The sequence below is a fragment of the Ethanoligenens sp. genome (assembly GCF_047718355.1).
Taxonomy (GTDB): Bacteria; Bacillota; Clostridia; order Oscillospirales; family Ethanoligenentaceae; genus Ethanoligenens.
Genome location: NZ_JBDNLG010000163.1, coordinates 1 through 1,823, shown reverse-complemented (window position 1 = coordinate 1,823; position 1,823 = coordinate 1). Strand labels below are relative to the sequence as shown.

The following is a 1,823-nucleotide window of genomic DNA, read 5'->3' as shown; positions in this document are numbered from 1 at the left end:
AAAAATAGCGGCCTGTGCCTGGGCTCTGGTCGCATAATGCTCGTGATAAACCATTGCCAGCTCGATCGTGCTGAAAAGGATTCAGCGCAGGCGTTGTCGTAAGCGTGCCTTTCCGGCTCATGCTGGGAATGATGCGGTTTCGCAGTAAAAGGGCCTGATAGTTCCAACTGGCATGGAGACTTCCAAAACACGGCACCTCTTTTCCACAGAATGCTCCCCGCTGCGTTGTCGGATTATTTCGTATTTCTTCTCTGGCTTTGACTGAAAGTGACGTCACTTTTTTAGGATCTCTACCGTGTCCTCCATATCCGCCTTATCTTTCCGGAGCTGGCGGTTCTCCTCCTCCAACTGCCGCAGACGAACTTTTTCGGCGTCGTGGCTGTTCGATTCTGCGGCAAGTGCAGCACTTCCACCTCCCTTCCATTTCAATTCGTTTAGAGTATAATGCATTCTTTTAAATTCAATCATGGGCAATTGTTCTTTGCTATTCATAATTTATTTCTATCCGCAGGAAATACGATATGTAATTGGCTACGCACCTCATCCATAATAGACAGAGCCATTTCTGAATATCTGTTATAGTCCCCTGATTTCTGAGAGGAAGTAACCATACGTATAAATGTATTGATCTCATAAGTCATATCTGAAGATTGCGGATGAATTTGCAGAATTTCATGGGCTCCATTTTTATAAAAGATTTCAATTTTTTGTGGGTTACTAATCATTTCAATATGCATGCAGCCATTCTCCCCTTGTATTTCGGACGGATTTTGGGAATCCGTTATCTTGGAATAGATAAGTTCAGCAAGCATACCGTCGTAGGTTGCAAGAATCGTACCTTCTCCATCGATACTGTCTGGCAGTTGGATACCAGCCGCTTGTATTTTTCGAGGCAACCCAAACAAATACAGCATGACATTGATGCAATAAACACCGATATCCATCAATGCCCCATTGGAAAGCAATGGGGCGAATGCATTTTCAATGACACCCATCTTAAACTTGTCATATCGAGAGGAATATTGGCAGTAATTTAGAGTGGCCCTGCGAATTATACCGAGCTTTTTCAGCGAATTACGTATGAGTGTAACGTTGGGATTAAAAATGGGACGCATGGCTTCCAAAAGTACCACACGGTTCTCATTGGCAGCTTTCAGCATTAGCTGCAACTCGTGACTGTTGGAAGCTATCGTCTTTTCGCATAATACATTTTTACCTGCGTTTAGCATAAGCATCGCCTGCTCATAATGAAGGCTGTTTGGACTTGCAATATAAACGGCATCGATCTCTTTGCAGGCGGCAAGCGTCTCTAAATTATCAAACCACATGGCGGCATTATATCTTTGCTTATATTCCTGTGCTCGTTGTTTATCTCTGGAATAGTAACCTGCAAGTGTAAATTCATCGCAAAGCTTTGCCGCCTCTAAAAATCGTTCGGCAATAAAATTACTTCCTATCACTGCAAAACGTACCATTACACTACCCCCTAAATTCAATGAAATTTCATAAGATTCGGTACTGAATTTTTCGATACTTAATTCATTCTCAATGCTATCATTATTCCGATTCTGCTATTAAATATGCCTTCTAAAAGACATCAAACAAAGCCTTATTGGTTAATTACAATTATCTGCATTAAAAGAACGTTATCCCAAACTCCGTGGAAATTGAAAGTGACAACTCCAGGTATAGTCTGATAGACTATACGGCGACTAGAGCAAAACCCAAGGAATAGTTACTCAATGGAATCATACCAGAAATCACAGAAGACCGTTAAGGAAGTGCAATATAGCTCCTAAAATGCTAGCAGATAAGGACAAGAG

Annotated in this window: 2 protein-coding genes; both read right to left on the bottom strand. The window is 41.8% G+C overall.

The genetic code is table 11. The features are described from left to right. Window positions 1-273 precede the first annotated feature (273 nt). Window positions 274-492, bottom strand: a complete 219-nt coding sequence (locus tag ABF463_RS14490) for a hypothetical protein (RefSeq protein ID WP_415534745.1) — start codon at window positions 490-492, stop codon at window positions 274-276. Beyond that, window positions 489-1,475, bottom strand: a complete 987-nt coding sequence (locus ABF463_RS14485; RefSeq protein WP_415534743.1) for a Gfo/Idh/MocA family protein — start codon at window positions 1,473-1,475, stop codon at window positions 489-491. The genes ABF463_RS14490 and ABF463_RS14485 overlap by 4 nt, the downstream gene beginning before the upstream one ends. Between the last annotated feature and the right edge of the window lie 348 nt (window positions 1,476-1,823).